The organism is Plantibacter sp. AC185 (assembly GCF_979258065.1).
In genome coordinates this window covers 3,392,123-3,409,140 of record NZ_OZ409831.1, presented here as the reverse complement: position 1 = coordinate 3,409,140, position 17,018 = coordinate 3,392,123, and the positions used below count along the sequence as shown (strand labels likewise).

Sequence of the window (17,018 nt, the reverse complement as noted above, 5' to 3'; positions counted from 1 at the left end):
GGGGAACACCCGGGGCAGGATGCGGGGTGGTCTTTGGCCGATCCGCCCGGGCCGCGTCGGGGTTGCCGCTCTACTGATCCTCGGCCCCACAGCTGGGGCCAGGTTTTCGGCGGGCGCACCGCCGCTTCACGGGGAAGGCAACACACATGCAGCAGCACACGGGTCGAAGGAGTCACCGCGCACGGTGGCGGAACCGGTGGGGCGCACCGTCCGCCGGTCGCGCGACCATGGGGATCATCGGGGTGACCGTCCTGTCGGCGCTCTCGCTCGTCGGGGTCGGCTCGAGCGCGCAGGCGCTGCCGGGGACGCCGGGAACACCGCAGTCGGGCTCGGTCGTCTACACCGAGGACTTCGAGAACGGCGTGACGTCGCCGACGTACATCGAGGACTACGTCGGAGCCGACGGCACGCGGTACACCGCGGACGCCTCCTGGCGCGACCACACCCAGTGCAACGGCAACATCACGAGCTTCGCCTCGTCCGCGGAGCCGCAGTGCCTCGCGGCGTCGGCGTCCGGTGAAGGGCGCACGCGGCAGCTCGCCTGGGCCCTCGGCGCCGGCGACACGGCCAACCACTCCGTGAGCGCCTGGACCTCGCAGCAGAACCTCACGATGAACCCGCCGAACGCGGTCGAGTTCGCGACCGTCGATCCGATCGCGCTCACGAGCGCCGGCCGGTACCTCACGACCTCGGTGGATCTCGCGGCGGTGTCCTGCAACGCGTCGCAGCAGCCCGTCCTCGAGTTCTTCCTCACCGACGACCAGGGCGGTGCGCACTCCGTCGGGGCCATCAACGGTTGTACCGCAGCCGGCTCCCGGTCCGTCACGGCACCGGCCACCGGTGCGGCAGGGGCCGAGAACGTCCGCGTCGGCACCTACGTCTCGCCGGGAGCGGTCCTGCTCCCCGGGGCGACCGTCGGCATCGTCGCCCGCAACCTGACCGGCGGCGGCACGGCCGGCAACGACCACGCCTTCGACAACATCCAGGTGCTCGACGTCTCCCCGCAGTTGGACAAGTCGTTCAGCCCGGCGAGCGTCGTCGCCGGTGAGACGTCCACGCTGACCCTCACGATCACGAACACCGATGAGCTCGCGGCGAAGAACGGGTGGTCGTTCACGGACGCGCTGCCCGCCGGCCTGACGATCGCCGACGGCGACGCGTCGACCACCTGCCCGTCGGGTGTCGTCACCGCGCCCGAGGGCGGCTCGTCGATCGACGTCACCGGGAACCTCAGCCAAGGCATGATCTCCTGCGCCGTGACCGTCGAGGTCACGTCGCCGGTCGCCGGGACGTTCACGAACGGGCCCGACAACATCACGAGCGTGGGCCTCAACCCGCCGGCCGACGCCACGGTCGAGTTCGTGCCGCAGGCCCCCGCGATCACCGTTGTGAAGTCCGCGTCCCCCGCAGCGGCGGAGTACGCCGTCGGCGACGAGATCACCTACTCGTTCCTCGTCACCAACACCGGCAACGTCCCGCTCACCGACGTCCAGGTCGACGAAGGCGCGTTCACCGGGACCGGTGACCTCTCCGACGTCGTCTGCCCGCCGGGTGCCGCGTCGCTCGCACCTGCGGCGGCCGTGACCTGCGAAGCCACGTACACGATGACGCAGGCCGACATCGACGCCGGTACCGTCTCCAACTCGGCCACCGCGACCGGGACGCCGCCGCAGGGTCAGCCGCCGGTCTCACCGCCGTCCGAGGTCACCATCCCGGGCGTGGCCCGGGCCCCGGCGCTCACCGTCGTGAAGTCGGCGACGCCGACGACGGTCGCGGGCGCCGGCGAGGACGTCACCTACTCGTTCCTCGTCACCAACACCGGCAACGTCACCCTGACCGACGTCTCGATCATCGAGGGCGAGTTCTCCGGCACCGGCGAGCTCTCCGACGTGGTGTGCCCGGCCGCAGCGGGCTCGCTCGCCCCGGCGGCGACCGTCACCTGCGAAGCGACCTACACGGTCACGCAGGCCGACGTCGACGCCGGCTCGGTGACCAACTCGGCGACCGCGACCGGCACCCCGCCGTCGGGCGGCACTCCCCCGGTCTCACCGCCGTCGGAGACCACGGTCGAGTTCCCCGCCGCGCCCGCCATCACGGTGGCGAAGTCCGCGACGCCGACCACGGTCGCGAACGCCGGCGAGGACGTCACCTACTCGTTCCTGGTCACCAACACCGGCAACGTCACCCTCACCGACGTCCAGGTCGTCGAGGGCGACTTCACCGGCACCGGCGAGCTGTCCCAGGTCGTCTGCCCGCCCGCGGCAGGCTCGCTCGCACCCGCCGCAGCCGTCACTTGCGAGGCCACCTACACGGTGACCCAGGCCGACGTCGACGCGGGATCGGTCACGAACAGCGCGACCGCGACCGGCACCCCGCCGTCGGGCGGCACTCCCCCGGTCTCGCCGCCGTCGGAGACCACCGTCGCGTTCCCGGCGACAGCCGCCATCACGGTCGTGAAGTCGGCCGATGCGGTGGCCCAGGACGGCCTCGCTGTCGGCCAGGTCGTCACCTACTCCTTCCTCCTCACCAACACCGGGAACGTCACGCTGACGAACCCGACGGTGGTGGAAGGGGAGTTCTCCGGCGCCGGCGAGCTGTCCGACGTCGTCTGCCCGCCCGAAGCCGCTGCGTTGGCACCGGGCGCGACGATCACCTGCGAGGCCACCTACACGGTCGTGCAAGCCGACGTCGATGCGGGGCTGATCACGAACTCGGCGACCGCGACGGCGACGCCGCCGAACAGCGTGAACGGTGTGCCGCCGGTCTCGCCGCCGTCCGAGGTCACGATCCCGTCGCCGCCCGTCCCCGGTATCTCGGTGGTCAAGACGGCAGACGTCGAGCGGGCCACGACCGCAGGACAGGTCATCACCTACTCGTTCCAGGTGACGAACACCGGCAACGTCACGCTGCGTGACGTCGCGGTCCAGGAAGGTGACTTCACCGGCACGGGCACGCTCTCCGCGATCACCTGCCCGACCGGCACGGCGCTCCTCGCCCCCGGGCTCCAGCTCGTCTGCACCGCGACGTACACGGTCACCCAGGCTGACCTGAACGCGGGCTCGATCCGCAACACCGCATTCGGGACCGGCACGACGCCGGGCGGCGAATCGTTCACCTCCGACCCGTCCACGGCCACCGTGAGCACGCCTGGTCCGGTGCTCGCCTCGACCGGAACGACCGTCGCACCACTGGCGGTCGGAGCGGCGATCCTGCTGTTGCTCGGTACCGGGCTCGTCATCCGACGCCGCCTCGTCACCGGGCGCTGACCCGGACCTGACCGATCGGGCGGGTCGAGCCTTCGGGCTCGGCCCGCCCGTCGTACTTCCACCACCACTACCCTGTTGAGGCCATGAGATCCGCGACCACCACGACCCTGCTGCGCTGTGCGGCCTTCGGCGCCGTCGGTGCCGTCATCCTCGTCCTCGTCAGCCCGCTGACGTCGACCGCCGCCGTGCTCAACCCGGTGCTCTACGCCGCGATCGCCGCCGTCACGATGGTGATGCCGATGCTCGCCAGGCGCTGGACGGGCGTCCCCGGTGCGACGGTGCTCACCGCAGCCGTCACCGGGCTCCTCGCACTGCCCGTCACGGCCCTCGGCCCGGCGATCATCGTCGCGCTCGTCGTTCCGGCAGCCGCGATCGACCTGGTGCTCGCCCGCCGCCGTCACCCCGCCCGCGTGACGACCTGGATTGCGGCCGCGGCCGGCGGCGTCGCGATCTGGGCGCTGTCCTTCGCGGTGATCTCGCCCGACCTCGTCTCGCCGGTGCTCGTCATCGTGCTGCTCGCGGTCCGCGTCGTGAGCTACGTCCTCGCCATGGAGCTGGCCGGTCTCGTCGCCGGGCGCCTCCGCCGATCCGGCGTGCGATCAGGGCGTCGCCGGGACGCCCGCCGAGGATCCTCCGACGCCTGATCCGCGTCAGCCTTCGACAGCCGCGTTCCACCGGGGACGGTCGGGGTCGGCGTCCCACTCCTCCAGCACCGCTGCTCCGGAGGCGACCGGGAAGGTCGTGATCAGGCGCTCGTCGATGCCGTACACGAGCGCGACGGCGTCGGTGTCCGTCGGGTCGCCGAGCGCCAGACGCATCCGACCGGACGGGCCCTCGGCCGTCCGTACCGGTCGTGCGAGCAGGTCCTGCGCGGCCGCCGTCACCCGCGACAGCAGGGACGACGCACGAGCCCACGGGACGAACTCGTCGTCGGGGAGCCCGAACGCGCGCGCGAGCCTCCCGTCCAGCCAGCGGTCACGCTTCAACCCGTACGGCGTCGGGACCGACGAGAGCAGATAGCCGTAGACGTGGAGGAGCCCGGCGTTCCCGACGGGCCAGGCCGCGGCGAGGCCGGCGCGCGCATGGAGTGCCTCGAACAGCACACGAGGGATCACGGGCCCGCCCGTGTGCTCGTCGATGACGGTCGACGCACCCCACGAGGCGAACCGGCCGGCCGCTGTGTCGTCGTCGATCGCCGCACCCAACCAGGAATGCTCCTCGAGCACGGTCGAGGGTTCGGTCTCTGCTCGTCGCGCGAGCTCCGTCATCATCACAGCACCACAGCATAGGCGGCTCGTGCGTCGGTGAATTCACCCGCCGTTCACCCGCCATGGTGATTGCGTCCACACTCGCCGTCCATGATGGACGCAGCGTCCGCAGGAGCGGCCGTGTGAACGACACGCTCAGAAGGAGCGCCTGTGGCCCCCACCATCCTCTTCGATTTCGACGGCACCCTCGCCCTCGGCGACGGGCCGATCACGGCCTTCGCCCGCGCCATCGCCGAGCGCACCGGCGATTCCGAGTTCGCGATGCGCGCCGAGGCTGCCCTCGCCGCGTTCGCGACCGGCGAGACCGATGCCCGCGACGGGTACGACGCCGTGACCCGGATCGCCCGCGAAGCCGGCGTCGGTGCCGACGTCATCGGCGCGTCCTACGACGACTCCCGCGCGCTGCTCGGCTCGAGTGAAGCGGCGGTCGACTCCCCCGAGGGCCTGCCCGCGTTCCTCGAGACGCTGGGCACCCACGCCCGACTCATCCTGGCCACGAACGCCCCCGGTGACGGCATCACGGCGCTCCTCCAGACCTGGGGCGTCGCCGAGGCGTTCGACGCCGTGCACTTCACCGTCGGGAAGCCGGCCGGCCTCGTCCCGCTCATCCGCGACGCACTCGCCGCCGGCCCCGTCCTCGCCGTCGGCGACATCGTCGAGAACGACCTCGCTCCCGCCGCCGAGCTGGGCGCCGACACCGCCCTCGTCGGCGCGACCTTCGAGCGCTCGACGGCCACCGCCACGATGCGTGGGCGCTCGCTCGCCGATCTGTACGACCAGATCATCGCCTGGGCCGCAGCAGCATCGCGCCTCCCCGACGCCTCCCCGACCTCCACTCCCGCTCCGTCCGCCTCCTGATCACCCTCCACCCTCGAAAGGCATCCCGAACATGCGCAAGACCCTGCTCCTCACCGGCGTCGCGGCCGTCGCCGCCCTCGCCCTCGCCGGCTGCAGCCCCGCCGCCTCGTCCCCGTCGGCCACGGGCACGGCGTCCTGGCCCGACTCCATCACCATCTCGCTCGTGCCGTCAGTGGAGGGCGAGGACCTCGCCGAAGCGCTCGACCCGCTCACCAGCTACCTCTCGGAGAACCTCGGCATCGAGGTCAACGGCGTCGTCGCGACCGACTACGCCGCGACCGTCGAGGCCCTCGGCAGCGACCAGGCGCAGGTCATCATCACCGACGCCGGCTCGCTCTACAACGCGACCGAGCGCTACGACGCGAACCTCGTCCTGCGCGACGTCCGCTTCGGCGCGACCTCGTACGCGTCGGTCGCCTACACGAACAACCCCGACAAGTACTGCGCCGAGGCGCCGGTCATGGTCACCTACGCGGCGAGCGACACCCCGCTCTCCTACTGCAACGGCATCGAGCCCGGCGCAGACGCTGCGACCGGCTCCGGGCCGGCCGCGCTGAAGGCCCTCGACAAGATCTCGAAGGGCACCAAGGTCGCCCTGCAGGCCGCGACCTCGCCCGCCGGATACCAGTACCCCGTGGTCGCCATGCGTGACGCCGGCATCGACACCGACGCCGACATCACCCAGGTCCCGGTCGAGGGCAACAACAACGCGGTCCTCTCCGTCTACAACGGCGACGCCGAGGTCTCGTTCGGCTACTGGGACGCGCGCACGACCGTCCTCAAGGAGGCGCCCGACGTCGCCGACAAGGTCGTCGCCTTCGCCTACACCGAGATGATCCCCAACGGCGGCGTCGCCGTCTCGAAGTCGCTCCCGGCCGACCTCACCAAGCAGCTCACCAAGCTCATGGCGGGCTACGCGGACTCCTCCGACGCGGCGAAGAAGGTCATGTTCGACCTCGTCGGCCTGTCCGGCTGGACCGACAAGACCGCACCGGACGAGATCACCCGCTACGGCGAGATCCTCGACCAGTTCTCGAACTGACCCGCTCCAACCGATCGACCCTCTCCAGGAATCCGGTGCATGAACACTGATCAGCATCGCGCGGAGGCCCGAGCCCAGCTCGCGGCCTCCGCGTCGTGGTCCATCCGTCTCGACGACGTCTCGGTCACCTACCCGAACGGCACGAAGGCGCTCCGCAACGTCTCACTCGACATCGCCGCCGGGGAGATGGTCTCCGTCGTGGGGCTCTCCGGCTCCGGCAAGTCGACGCTCATCCGCACGATCAACGGCCTCGTGCCGGCGACGAGCGGGACCGTCGCCGTCGGGCCGCACACCGTCACCGGTCTGCGCGACCGGCAGCTCCGTCGGCTGCGCGGGCACGTCGGCATGATCTTCCAGGGCTTCAACCTGGCCGACCGGACGAGCGTGTACCGCAACGTGCTCGTCGGCCGGTTCGCCAGCACCCCGACGTACCGGAACCTCCTCGGCCTGACCACCGCCGCCGACCGGGAGCTCGCTCTGCGCTCGCTCCAGTCGGTCGGCATGCTCGACAAGGTCTGGACTCGCGCGGCGCAGCTCTCCGGCGGGCAGAAGCAGCGGGTCGCGATCGCCCGCGCCCTCACGCAACAGCCGAGCGTCATGCTCGCCGACGAGCCCGTCGCGAGCCTCGACCCGCCGACCGCGCACACGGTGATGAACGACCTGCGCCGGGTGAACACCGAGACGGGTCTCACGGTGCTCGTGAACATCCACCTCATGGACCTCGCTCGCACCTACACGACCCGCATGATCGGGCTCCGCGACGGCGAACTCGTCTACGACGGCTCCGCAGCCGACGCGACCGAGGCGGACTTCGAGCGGATCTACGGTCGCCCCATCCAGCCCGATGATCGGCTCGACCGATGACGACGACGGGAACCGACCGGAACCTGCCACCCGTGACCGACTGGCGGCTGCCGCCCAGGCCGAGCACCCGGCTGCGGACCGCGCTCATCATCGGGGCCGTGGCCGCCTTCACGATCGCCACCTGCCTCCCGGCGATCGGCGGCGTGCAGCTCGACTTCGGCGCGCTCATCTCCCACTGGGACAACGGATCCGGTCTGCTCCTCCAGCTCTTCCAACCCGACTTCGCCTTCCTGCCACGGACGGTGCAACCGATGCTCGAGACGCTGCAGATGGCGCTCGTGGGTGCGGTGGCCGCTGCGTTGCTGTCCGTCCCACTGACGCTGTGGGCGGCGGCGCCGACGAACCCGAACGGCCTGTCGCGTCGCATCCTGCGCGCGATCGTCAACGTCATCCGAGCGGTGCCCGACCTCGTCTACGCGACCATCCTCGTCGCCATGGTCGGCGTCGGCGCGCTGCCCGGCCTCCTGACGCTCTTCCTCTTCGACCTCGGCATCATCGTCAAACTCGTCTCCGAGGCGATCGACTCCGCCGACCACCCGTACATCGAGGCCGGCAAGGCCGCCGGTGGGACGCAGACGCAGATCAACCGCGTCACCGTCCTCCCGCAGGTCTGGCCGCTGTTCGCGAACCAGTGGCTGTACACCCTCGAGCTCAACGTCCGCATCTCCGCCATCCTCGGCATCGTCGGCGCCGGCGGCATCGGTCGGCTGCTCGACGAACGGCGGGCGTTCTACGCCTACGACGACGTCTCGGTGATCGTCCTCGAGATCCTCGTCGTCGTCGTGCTCATCGAGGTCGCGTCCAACCTGCTGCGGAGGCGACTCGTATGACCGCGAACGATCCGAACACCGTGCTCCCCCGCCGTCCCTCGCGACTCGTCCCGACCCTCGCGTCCGTCGCCGTCGGGATCGTCGTCATCGCCGCGACCGCCGGCCTGCCGATCGACTGGCGCGATCTCGGCACCGTCCCGGCGCAGCTCGTGCACTTCGGCGGACTCATGTTCGAGAGCCCGAACTGGGAGAAGCTGCCGCGGGCCCTCACCGAGATGTGGCGGTCGATCTCGATGGCCTGGATCGGCGCGATCCTCTGCGTCCTCGTCTCGATCCCGCTCGGCATGCTCGCCGCAGGGTCGGTCGGTCCGGTCTGGCTGCGGCTGCCGCTGCGTGGGGTGTTCGCCGTCATCCGCGCGGTCCCGGAGGTGATCATCGCCCTCATCCTGCTCACGATCACCGGGCTCACCCCGTTCACGGGCGCGTTGGCCCTCGGGATCGCCGGCATCGGCACCCAGGGGAAGTGGGTCTACGAGACGATCGAGTCGGTGCAGGAGGGCGCCTCGGAGGCCGTCCGCGCTGCCGGTGGCGGTACCGCCGAGGTGACGCGCTGGGCGCTCTGGCCCGCCGCCGCCCCGGCGCTGCTGTCGCTCGCGCTCTACCGGTTCGAGATCAACATCCGCACCTCGGCGGTCCTCGGGCTCGTCGGCGCGGGCGGGATCGGCAGCATGCTGGCGAACTACACCAACTATCGCCAGTGGGATACAGTCGGGATGCTGCTGATCGTGGTGGTCGTCGTGACCATGACGATGGACGCGATCTCGGGTGCCATCCGACGCCGGATCACCCGGGGCCCCGGCATCGCCCGTACCACCCGTACCGCCCTTCCCGCCCGCACGACGAGGAGCCGCAATGTGGACAGGGTCCGCTGACGCCCCGCCGACGGCCCGGATCGCGATGCTCGCGCCGTCGCTCCAGCCGAGCGAACGCCGAGTGGCCGAGACGGTGGCCGAGGACATCGAGGCGAGCATCGAGCGCACCGCCCAGGAGGTCGCCGACCTCGCCGGCGTCGGCCGCGCCACCGTCATCCGCACCGCGCAGTCGCTCGGGTACGAGGGCTACCCGCAGCTGCGTGTCGCCCTCACCCGCGAGGTCGCGCTCGGGACACCGACCGCCCGCGACGATGGCGACGACACGATGCTCGGCACCCTCCGCGGGGCCATCGACCACTTCGCCGGTCGCCTCGGCCAGACGACGTCGGCGATGACGGAGGAGACGCTCGAACGGTTCGTCCGCGTGCTCGACGAAGCGCCGAGACTGCTCATCGCGGCGAACGGCCTCTCGTCACCGCTCGGTTCCGATCTGGCGATGCGGCTCATCTCCGCAGGCCGGCCGGCCGAGTACCTGCCCGACACCCTCGGGCAGCAGATCGCCGCCACCCATCTCGGCCCGGGCGCGGCGTGTCTGGTCCTGTCGGGCTCGGGCGCGAACCGGGCGTCCGTCGACGTGGCCGCGGCAGCTCGAGCGAGTGGCGCGACCGTCCTCGCGATCACCTCCTTTCCGCGCTCGGCCGTCGCCGAACTCGCCGATGTCGCGCTCGTGGTCGCTCCCATCGACGCGACCTTCCGGGACGAACTCGTGCACACCTCCCGGGCGGCCATCATGCTCGTGACGGAATCCGTGGTCGGGCTGCTCGTGGGCCGACGTGGCGATCGTGCGCAGCGCGCCCAGTCGGCGACGCTCGCGGTCATCAGCGGCTCGCTGTCGGACGACGCTTCGGACTGACCCGGCTCGGGCCGTTCCGATCGGCACCGGACCGGGCCGGTGCCGGGATCCGCGAGAATGTTCTCCATGCCCCGTCACCGACTGCGTCGTCACCTGCTCACCGCCGTGATCGCGGCCACCGGTTCCCTGCTCGCCCTCACCGGCTGCGCGGGCCCAGCCACGACACCCACCGCGGACACCGACGCGACGCTCCGCGTGGGTCTCGTCCTCGAGCCGTCGGACCTGAACATCCGGACGACCTCCGGCGTCGCACTCGAGCAGGTCCTCATCGACAACGTCTACCAGGGGCTGGTCTCGCGCACACCGGACAACGAGATCGTCGACACCCTCGCCGAACGCCACGAGGTCAGCACCGACGGGCTCACCTACACCTTCGTCCTCCGCGACGGCGTGACCTTCCACGACGGCGCTCCACTGACCGCCGCCGACGTGGTCGACTCGCTCACGCAGGTGCAACAGAACGCGGCGTTCGTCGACCACCTCGACCTGGAACAGCTCCAGAGCGTCACGGCGGTCGACGACCGCACCGTCCGCCTGCAGCTCAGCTCCCCCGACTCCGACCTGCTGTGGGCGCTGACGGGTCGCGCGGGGCTCGTCCTCCAGGCCGGGGCCGACAACGACCTGTCGACGACGGCGAACGGCACCGGCCCGTTCACGCTCGCGTCCTGGAAGCAGGGCGACAGCATCACCGTCGAGCGGAACGACGACTACTGGGGTGACGCTCCGAAGGTGAAGGAGGTCGTCTTCAGCTACATCCCCGATTCGTCCTCGGCCGTCAACGCGACGCTCGCCGGCGAGGTCGACGTGCAGATCGGTCTCGATGCGAACCTGCGGGACCAGGTCGCTCGTACCGACGGCCTGACGATCATCGAGGGAAAGACGACCGACAAGTACACCCTCGCCTTCAACAACCAGCGCGCACCGCTCGACGACCCCCTCGTCCGGCAGGCGCTCCGCACGGCCATCGACCACGCCGCCATCGTCGAAGCGGTCGGCGGCGCCGCCGCCCTGCAGTACGGACCGATCCCGGAGCTCGACCCCGGCTACGAGGACCTCAGTGACGTCGTGAGCTACGACCCGGAAGCGGCGAAGGCGCTCCTCGCCCAGGCCGGCCAGGAAGACCTCGCACTCACGCTCACCGTCCCGAACCACTACGGCACCGCCGCCACCAACGTCCTGGTGTCGCAGTTCAAAGCCATCGGCGTCACCCTCACGGTCGACAGCGTCGAGTTCCCCACGTGGCTGAACGACGTCTACACGAACCACGACTACGACCTCAGTCTCGTGAACCACGTCGAGGCACGCGACGTCCGGCACTGGGCGGACCCGGACTACTACTTCGGCTACGACAACCCGACGGTGCAGTCGTTGGTCGCCGAGGCCAGGGCTGCGACCGACCCCGAGGTCGCTGACGAACGACTCCGCGAAGCCGCGGCGCTGGTCTCGCAGGACCACGCCGCAGACTGGCTCTACACCGGGATCACCCTCACCGTCGTGCGCGACGGCGTCACCGGCTTCCCCACCGACTTCGTGAGCGAGCACCTCGATCTCCGGGACGTCGCCGTCACCGACTGATCGTCGGCGGGAGGCTAGCCGCGACCCGCACCGCGCGTGGCGGAGGACACCAGGTCGTCCTTCGGCAGCGCCGTGCCGTCCGTGAGGGCCTGCGTCCAGGTGGCCGTCGTCGCGACCGCGGCGAAGTTCGAGTCGAGCAGCGCCATGAGGGTCGTGTGCACCGTCTTCGCGTCGACGGACCCGGCCGCGTTCTCGAGGTTGATCGCACCGGTCGCGTCGGAGAGCACCTCGACGTCGATGCCGAGTTCCTCGGCGCCCGCCGCGGAGGCGATGACGCAGTTGTTCGTCATGTACCCGACGAGCGTCACCGTGCCTGCGCCCTGCTCGCGCAGCCACGCCTCGAGGTCCGTCCCGGCGAAGACCGAACCGTACTGCTTCACGACACCCTTCCAGGACGGCTGCGCGCGGCGGGCGACCTCGGGGTGCAGCTCGAAGGCGCTCGTTTCGGGGTCGAAGACCGGCGCCCCGCTGCCCGATGAGTGCTGGACGACGGCGACCGGGATTCCTGCGGCCGTCGCCGCGTCGATGGCGGCCGCGATCCGCAGGATCGACTCCTCGCGCGGTGGGTACTGGATCGCGAGCGGCCCGGCGAAGTACTCCTGCTGGACGTCGATCAGGATCAGGGCGCGGCGGGTCGTGGTCACAGGGGAACTCCTCGGTTCGGTGATGGCATCGGCACGACGCCGGTTCCATCCTCCCTCGGAAGCGGACGACACGCGCCACCGATAGTCTCGGCGCATGGGGATCAGGGGTGCGGGGATGCGGTCGGTCGGGATCAGCGCGGGGCTCGCCGTGATGGTGGTGCTGTCGGCGTCGGCGTGCGGATCGTCCGCGACGCCGAACGCGTCGCCGACCTCTGATGCACCGAGCACCCCGGCGTCGGCCGACCTCCTCGCGTGCAGCGACCTCGCATCGCTCGACACCGTCGCCGGCGTCCTCGCTGCTGAACCGGCGGACGTCGTCGAGGCCGTGCAGCCGTCCGATGCCGTGGATCTGGCCGTCCTGACGGCGGCCGGCGGGCTCGCCTGCTCCTGGCGGGTGGGCGCCGGCCAGCAGATGATCGGCGATGGAGCGGGCGACTGGGCCTACCTCTCGATCGAGATCCTGCCGGGCGCTGCCGACGACTGGGCGCCGCCCTACGCCGGCGACACACCGTCCGAGGACACGAGGACGATCGCCGGTGTCGAGGCGACCACCTCGTCGGGCGAGACCGGGTGGCGCGTGTCGGCGCCCGTCGGCTCGGCCTGGGTCGAGCTGTCGATCACCGCCTCCGGACTGACCTCCACCGGCAGCCGGTTCGACGGCACGCCCGCGGGCGAGGTCCTCGACAACCTCGCCACGGCGGCGGAGACCACCTTCACGACGGTGGAGCCCGCCTCCGAGGCGCAGCTCGCCTGGCCCGCGCTCGCGCCGCGCGAAGGCGACGCGACCTGCGACGGCGGGCTGGACGAGGCCGGGATCGTCTCAGCGCTGCAGTACGGCGAGGCCACCACCACCTACACCGTCATCGACCCGCGGGCCCAGCCGATCGGCGATCTGGAGGATGCGGCGAGCGCCCGAGTCGGTGCGTTCAGCTGCGAACTCTTCGCGGAGGGCTTCGGGTACACCGACATCCTGGTCGTGCGCGATGGCGCGACGATCATCGACGAGCTGGCAGCCCAGCCCGACATGGCGGCGGCGCTCGAGCCGGTCACCCTCGAAGGCGCGGTCGACGGCGAGTCGGCACTCGTCGCGCGCCGCATGGACGGTCCGCGGTCGCCGCTCTACCTCACCGTCGGTGAGACGTTCTACGCCGTCAGCTCCGGCGACGGCGCGCAGACGGTCGCCGAGGCGATCATCGCCCAGACGCGGTGACGGCCGGCAGAGCGGTCAATCGGTGTCGAATCCGCAGGTCTGGATGGTCCAGGCGATGAACGCCTGATAGTTCGGGTCGGTCGCGGCGCTCTGCACGGCCTGCGACTCGGTGAACCTCGGGTCGAGCCCGACGTCGGAGACGAGGCTGTCGGCCGGGAACTCGGCGAGGATCGCGGTGGTCTCCTCAGCGGCGGTCGCGAACACCTCGGCGCCGGCTGCGACCTCGGCGCTCACGTCGTCCAGCGGCAGGAGGTCGCGGATCGTCGTGACCTGCGCCTGCACGGCCTCGAGGTCCTCGCCGACGGTGCCCGACTTCGCGGTCGCCGCCGCGCGGTTGGCCGCGCAGAACGCCGTGTAGTCGACGGGCCCGTCCGCGACGTCGGCGGTCGCAGTAGCGGTGGGGGTCGACGACGGCGCCGTGGAGTCGCGGTCCCCGCTGGACGGTGCAGAGCATCCGGCGAGGAGGCCGGCGACGAGGAGGGCGGAGCCCCAGACGAAGGCGAGTCGGCTGCGGTGCGGTGCGGTCATGAACGAGGTCCCCTTCATCGGTCTGCGAGTCGGCGCCATCCATGTTGCCGCACCCGCGCGCGGTCCGGAAGGTCCGCGGCGCGGTCCGGAGCGTGATCTCGTATCGTTGATCGACGTGAGTACCTCCCTTCCCACGACGTTCCCGCTGTCCACCGACCGACTCGTCCTCCGCCTGCACGAACCGTCGGACGTCTCCTGGTTGCTCACGGTCTACTCGCGCCCGGACGTCGCCACCTACCTCCTCGACGAGCCGTGGACGGAGGAGGTCGCACAGACGAAGAGCGCCGAGCGGCTGCAGCGCACCGGCCTGGACAGCCCGGCGCGTGCGCTCGCACTCATCGTCGAGCACGAGGGTGCGCCGGTGGGCGAGGTCCTGCTCTGGTACACCGACCATGAGCGGGGCGTCGCCGAGATCGGCTGGGTCCTCGACCCGGCGCACGGCGGCAAGGGGTTCGCGAGCGAGGCCGTCGGTGCCGTACTCGACCTCGCGTTCAGCACCCCGGGGATGCACCGCGTCGCTGCACAGCTGGACGGACGGAACACGGCGTCGGCGCGACTCGCGGAGCGGGTCGGCATGCGGCACGAGGCCCACCTCCGGCAGAACTGGTGGAGCAAGGGCGAATGGACCGACACGGTCGTCTTCGGTCTGTTGGCGAGCGACCGCGGCTGAGGCTGATGGCCTGACGACTCAGTGGCGCTCCGGGTCGATGATCAGCAGCGGGTCGTCGACCGCCAGACGCTCCAGCACCTCGTCCGTCGTCGACCGCTTCGCTTCCTCGACATCGGTGTCGGTCAGCGCGACGGCCTGCCAGAAGGCGACCCGGCCGTTCGGCGTCTCGATCGGCACGACTTTCGGGTCAAGCCTCACCGCGAGGGTCGTGAGGGTGCCGTCGGGATCGTCGGTCACGCCGTCGGCGAGCCGGATCCGGTCCCCGAGCCACAACTCCTGCGGCCCACTGCGCACATACTGCGCGAGGACGATCAGCGCGCGGTACGGCCACTGGGGCGGCGTCTCGTCGGCCGGAGACCGGCGCACGCGCATCGTGAGCTCGTACCCGAAACCGCTGGTCGTCGGATCGTCGGAGTCCTTGCCCCACAGCTCGGTGAGCCCGTAGGTGACGTAGAACCAGTGGTCGGGGCCCGGCAGCGCCGAACACCCCTGCAGAGCGGACCCGAAGTGCAGTCCAGGCGAGTAGGCGACATGGAACTCGCGGGCACCCGGATAGTGCTGCGACACCGCCTGCGTGACGGCGTCCCATCCCCGCTCGTCGAGGTCGTCGAGGTCGGCAGCCTTGGCGGGCTCCGGCTCGCTCGCGGCGGGTGACATCGGTGGCTGCTGGGATTTGCGTCGGAAGAAGCCCATGCGACGAGTGTAGGCATCGGTCGCTCGGACGCGGCCACGGAGGCGGACGCGTCCAGCACATAGGCCGTCGGATGAGGGCGGATCAAGGGAGCCGCCATCGATCACGGCGGCGATACAGTGAACTGGCCCGACACCGGGCGGGACACCTGGGAGGCCCGATGCCACGCTGGATCGAAGGCACGGAGCACCACCCCCGGTTCGGCCTCTTGAGCCGGAGTCAGGGTCCGCTGGCGCTGGGCGTGGGGATCGTCACGGCGATCGTCGGCACCACCAGTCCGGCCGTCCTCCGGGTCACCGAGCTCCAACTGGCTTGGGCCGTCATGGGACTCGCGCTCGTCGCGACACTCGTGCTTCCGTGGGAGCGGATCGCGCGCCCGTGGGCGCTCACCCTCGTCAGCGCCGACCTCGCCGTCGTGGGACTCGTGAACCATGCGGTGTCCCCCGTCCTCGGCGCATCGATCGTGCTACTCGCCTTCCCGGTGCTCTGGCTGTCCTACAGCTTCGGGCGCCTCGGCGTCGTCCTCGCTCTCGTGGGGAGCGTGCTCGTCATCTGGCTGCCCAGCCTGCTGTACGGCGAGGCTCCCGAGAGCGCGCGGGACCGGAGCGAGCTCGTCGCGCTCACCCTCCTGCTGGTGCTGGTCATCCTCGCCGTCGGCCTGCAGTCGCAGCGGTTCGAACGAGCCCAGGCAAGCGTGCGGGCCGAGGGCGAGGCGAAGGTCGAAGCTTTGGAGCGGCAGAACAGGCTGGCCGTGATGCTCCGCACCGTCGCCGACGAGGTGAACGTCGGGCTGGTCTTCTTCGACGAGCACGGAGACCAGATCCTCAACAACCGGCTCGCTGTGGAACTCGCGGCGCTGGCCGGCTACGACGCGTCGACCGGGCGCGCCCGCTTCATCTGGGCGGCGGACGGCATCACCCCGCTGGCGACGGAGGACCAACCGGTCGTGCGGGTCCTCGACGGACAGGACGTCCGCGACTTCTTCTACTGGGTGGGGCCTCCCGGCGAGCAACGAGCCCTCGTCGCGAACGGCCGACCGGTCAGGGGCGCGGACGGCGAACCGAACGGAGCGCTCCTCGTCGGACAGGACGTGACCGAGCTCACCGAAGCCGTCCGGATGCGCACCGAGTCGCTCACGAGCCTCAGCCACGAACTCCGGACACCACTCACGAGCATCCTCGGGTATCTCGACATGCTCGACGACGACACGGACATCGCACCCCGGGTGCAGGCTCAGCTCGCCGTCATCCGCCGGAGCGCCGATCATCTCGGGCGTCTTGCTGAACAGTTCCTCGCAGCGAGCGCACCCCACCTGGAGATCACCGACGAACCCGTCGACCTCAGCGCCATCGTCCTGGAGGCGGCCGACGAGCGACGACGACTCGGCCTGCCCGACGGCGTGGAGCTGCGCACGGCTGCCGTGCCGACGCTGCAGCTCGTCGGCGATCGAGCACGTCTGCGGGAGTTGCTCTCGATCATGCTCGACAACGCGGTGACCTACACCCGCGCCGGCGAGATCTTCCTGAGCGTGCGCTCCGACGGAGCGGATGCGATCATCCGCGTCACCGACACGGGGATCGGCATCCCGACGGACGAACTCGCCCGGGTCTTCGAACGGTTCCATCGGGCCGGGAACGTGCGCGAGGAGACGATCCGCGGCTCGGGCCTCGGACTCACCATCGCCAGATCCATCGCGCAGGCGCACCGCGGCACGATCGAGGCGTTCGCCACCGGTGATCCCGGAACGACCTTCATCGTCCGCTTGCCGCTGGCCCGTCGGAAGCGCTCGGTCGGCTGACGCCGCCGACGAGGCGTCTCAGTCGCCGAGGCACCCGGGCCGAACGGTG

At 70.9% G+C, this 17,018-nt stretch carries 16 protein-coding genes; 12 read left to right on the top strand and 4 right to left on the bottom strand.

Annotation, left to right across the window (positions count from 1 at the left end):
- Nucleotides 1–146 precede the first annotated feature (146 nt).
- Nucleotides 147–3,266, top strand: a complete 3,120-nt coding sequence (locus ACZZZB_RS15945) for a DUF7507 domain-containing protein (RefSeq protein ID WP_463530215.1) — start codon at nucleotides 147–149, stop codon at nucleotides 3,264–3,266.
- Between the two features lie 83 nt (nucleotides 3,267–3,349).
- Nucleotides 3,350–3,910, top strand: coding sequence for a hypothetical protein (locus ACZZZB_RS15940; protein ID WP_191941571.1), 561 nt, complete (start codon nucleotides 3,350–3,352; stop codon nucleotides 3,908–3,910).
- A gap of 6 nt (nucleotides 3,911–3,916) precedes the next feature.
- Here the strand turns inward: ACZZZB_RS15940 and ACZZZB_RS15935 are convergent, their stop codons facing one another.
- Nucleotides 3,917–4,537, bottom strand: a complete 621-nt coding sequence (locus ACZZZB_RS15935; protein WP_191941572.1) for an amino acid deaminase — start codon at nucleotides 4,535–4,537, stop codon at nucleotides 3,917–3,919.
- A gap of 147 nt (nucleotides 4,538–4,684) precedes the next feature.
- On the opposite strand from ACZZZB_RS15935, the gene ACZZZB_RS15930 reads away from it, so the two are divergent.
- The 7 genes from ACZZZB_RS15930 to ACZZZB_RS15900 all read left to right on the top strand — a co-directional run bounded on the left by ACZZZB_RS15930 (nucleotide 4,685) and on the right by ACZZZB_RS15900 (nucleotide 11,428).
- Nucleotides 4,685–5,392 carry an HAD family hydrolase gene (locus ACZZZB_RS15930; protein ID WP_191941573.1) on the top strand — a complete coding sequence of 236 codons (708 nt, stop codon included), beginning with the start codon at nucleotides 4,685–4,687 and terminating at the stop codon, nucleotides 5,390–5,392.
- A gap of 31 nt (nucleotides 5,393–5,423) precedes the next feature.
- Nucleotides 5,424–6,434: a phosphate/phosphite/phosphonate ABC transporter substrate-binding protein gene (phnD, locus tag ACZZZB_RS15925; protein WP_137243514.1), complete on the top strand. Its 1,011-nt coding sequence runs from the start codon at nucleotides 5,424–5,426 to the stop codon at nucleotides 6,432–6,434.
- Nucleotides 6,435–6,473: 39 nt separating this feature from the next.
- Complete coding sequence (gene phnC, locus ACZZZB_RS15920; protein WP_463530214.1) at nucleotides 6,474–7,298, top strand: phosphonate ABC transporter ATP-binding protein; 825 nt, start codon at nucleotides 6,474–6,476, stop codon at nucleotides 7,296–7,298.
- Nucleotides 7,295–8,128, top strand: coding sequence for a phosphonate ABC transporter, permease protein PhnE (phnE, locus tag ACZZZB_RS15915; protein ID WP_124769806.1), 834 nt, complete (start codon nucleotides 7,295–7,297; stop codon nucleotides 8,126–8,128). The genes phnC and phnE (ACZZZB_RS15915) overlap by 4 nt, the downstream gene beginning before the upstream one ends.
- Nucleotides 8,125–9,000 carry a phosphonate ABC transporter, permease protein PhnE gene (gene phnE / locus ACZZZB_RS15910; RefSeq protein WP_124769807.1) on the top strand — a complete coding sequence of 292 codons (876 nt, stop codon included), beginning with the start codon at nucleotides 8,125–8,127 and terminating at the stop codon, nucleotides 8,998–9,000. Before phnE (ACZZZB_RS15915) ends, phnE (ACZZZB_RS15910) begins: the two co-directional genes overlap by 4 nt.
- Nucleotides 8,981–9,853, top strand: coding sequence for a MurR/RpiR family transcriptional regulator (locus ACZZZB_RS15905; RefSeq protein WP_121293987.1), 873 nt, complete (start codon nucleotides 8,981–8,983; stop codon nucleotides 9,851–9,853). Before phnE (ACZZZB_RS15910) ends, ACZZZB_RS15905 begins: the two co-directional genes overlap by 20 nt.
- Before the next feature lie 66 nt (nucleotides 9,854–9,919).
- Nucleotides 9,920–11,428 carry an ABC transporter substrate-binding protein gene (locus ACZZZB_RS15900; protein WP_463530213.1) on the top strand — a complete coding sequence of 503 codons (1,509 nt, stop codon included), beginning with the start codon at nucleotides 9,920–9,922 and terminating at the stop codon, nucleotides 11,426–11,428.
- Between the two features lie 14 nt (nucleotides 11,429–11,442).
- On the opposite strand, the gene ACZZZB_RS15895 is transcribed toward ACZZZB_RS15900, so the two are convergent.
- Nucleotides 11,443–12,072: an isochorismatase family protein gene (locus ACZZZB_RS15895; RefSeq protein ID WP_274500576.1), complete on the bottom strand. Its 630-nt coding sequence runs from the start codon at nucleotides 12,070–12,072 to the stop codon at nucleotides 11,443–11,445.
- Between the two features lie 115 nt (nucleotides 12,073–12,187).
- Here ACZZZB_RS15895 and ACZZZB_RS15890 point away from each other — a divergent pair, with 115 nt between their 5' ends.
- Complete coding sequence (locus ACZZZB_RS15890) at nucleotides 12,188–13,282, top strand: hypothetical protein (RefSeq protein ID WP_463530212.1); 1,095 nt, start codon at nucleotides 12,188–12,190, stop codon at nucleotides 13,280–13,282.
- A 15-nt stretch (nucleotides 13,283–13,297) separates the two neighbouring features.
- Here ACZZZB_RS15890 and ACZZZB_RS15885 read toward each other — a convergent pair whose 3' ends face one another.
- Entirely contained in the window at nucleotides 13,298–13,810 is a 513-nt protein-coding gene (locus tag ACZZZB_RS15885; RefSeq protein ID WP_463530211.1) for a hypothetical protein, read from the bottom strand.
- 115 nt (nucleotides 13,811–13,925) lie between these two features.
- Between ACZZZB_RS15885 and ACZZZB_RS15880 the strand changes: the two genes are divergently transcribed.
- Nucleotides 13,926–14,480, top strand: coding sequence for a GNAT family N-acetyltransferase (locus ACZZZB_RS15880; protein ID WP_463530210.1), 555 nt, complete (start codon nucleotides 13,926–13,928; stop codon nucleotides 14,478–14,480).
- Between the two features lie 18 nt (nucleotides 14,481–14,498).
- Here the strand turns inward: ACZZZB_RS15880 and ACZZZB_RS15875 are convergent, their stop codons facing one another.
- On the bottom strand, nucleotides 14,499–15,137 hold the full coding sequence (locus ACZZZB_RS15875; protein ID WP_463530209.1) for a suppressor of fused domain protein: 639 nt from the start codon (nucleotides 15,135–15,137) through the stop codon (nucleotides 14,499–14,501).
- 194 nt (nucleotides 15,138–15,331) lie between these two features.
- On the opposite strand from ACZZZB_RS15875, the gene ACZZZB_RS15870 reads away from it, so the two are divergent.
- Nucleotides 15,332–16,969 (top strand): ATP-binding protein, encoded by a 1,638-nt coding sequence (locus ACZZZB_RS15870; RefSeq protein ID WP_463530208.1) that lies wholly within the window; start codon nucleotides 15,332–15,334, stop codon nucleotides 16,967–16,969.
- The last annotated feature ends 49 nt before the right edge of the window (nucleotides 16,970–17,018 follow it).

Excerpts from the sequence above, each read along its gene's own strand:
- ACZZZB_RS15885 (WP_463530211.1), bottom strand. The coding sequence starts at position 13,810 with ATGACCGCACCGCACCGCAGCCGACTCGCCTTCGTCTGGGGCTCCGCC.
- phnE (WP_124769807.1), top strand. The coding sequence starts at position 8,125 with ATGACCGCGAACGATCCGAACACCGTGCTCCCCCGCCGTCCCTCGCGA.
- phnC (WP_463530214.1), top strand. The coding sequence starts at position 6,474 with ATGAACACTGATCAGCATCGCGCGGAGGCCCGAGCCCAGCTCGCGGCC.
- ACZZZB_RS15945 (WP_463530215.1), top strand. The coding sequence starts at position 147 with ATGCAGCAGCACACGGGTCGAAGGAGTCACCGCGCACGGTGGCGGAAC.
- ACZZZB_RS15940 (WP_191941571.1), top strand. The coding sequence starts at position 3,350 with ATGAGATCCGCGACCACCACGACCCTGCTGCGCTGTGCGGCCTTCGGC.
- phnD (WP_137243514.1), top strand. The coding sequence starts at position 5,424 with ATGCGCAAGACCCTGCTCCTCACCGGCGTCGCGGCCGTCGCCGCCCTC.
- ACZZZB_RS15935 (WP_191941572.1), bottom strand. The coding sequence starts at position 4,537 with ATGATGACGGAGCTCGCGCGACGAGCAGAGACCGAACCCTCGACCGTG.
- ACZZZB_RS15905 (WP_121293987.1), top strand. The coding sequence starts at position 8,981 with ATGTGGACAGGGTCCGCTGACGCCCCGCCGACGGCCCGGATCGCGATG.
- phnE (WP_124769806.1), top strand. The coding sequence starts at position 7,295 with ATGACGACGACGGGAACCGACCGGAACCTGCCACCCGTGACCGACTGG.
- ACZZZB_RS15870 (WP_463530208.1), top strand. The coding sequence starts at position 15,332 with ATGCCACGCTGGATCGAAGGCACGGAGCACCACCCCCGGTTCGGCCTC.
- ACZZZB_RS15875 (WP_463530209.1), bottom strand. The coding sequence starts at position 15,137 with ATGTCACCCGCCGCGAGCGAGCCGGAGCCCGCCAAGGCTGCCGACCTC.
- ACZZZB_RS15900 (WP_463530213.1), top strand. The coding sequence starts at position 9,920 with ATGCCCCGTCACCGACTGCGTCGTCACCTGCTCACCGCCGTGATCGCG.
- ACZZZB_RS15890 (WP_463530212.1), top strand. The coding sequence starts at position 12,188 with ATGCGGTCGGTCGGGATCAGCGCGGGGCTCGCCGTGATGGTGGTGCTG.